Consider the following 235-nt stretch of genomic DNA (forward strand, 5'->3'; position numbering starts at 1 on the left):
GTTTTTCACAATTTGCAGAGCAAAAAGCAGCTGTATTTACTCGTGCATCAATTAAAGAACAAGAGGAAAAGCAGCTAGCGCGTTTATCTACAGAGCTTCGCCGCGATATCGCCTCTAAGAGCTTCCAAAACTCGGTAAGTAGCAACTCACTTTCTTATGAAGAAATGAACAAGCTGTTAAACGACCTAGCTAGTGTAGAAGCCGTAGGACGTTTAGTAATTGATTTACCTTTAAT

General features: G+C 40.0%; 1 protein-coding gene. It reads left to right on the forward strand.

Annotated elements, in window-relative coordinates:
• A partial coding sequence (locus AAEZ18_RS19715; RefSeq protein WP_352256147.1) for a hypothetical protein occupies positions 1-235 on the forward strand: 235 nt, incomplete at both ends.

Source organism: Pseudoalteromonas sp. 19-MNA-CIBAN-0066 (genome assembly GCF_040308705.1).
GTDB lineage: Bacteria > Pseudomonadota > Gammaproteobacteria > Enterobacterales > Alteromonadaceae > Pseudoalteromonas > Pseudoalteromonas nigrifaciens.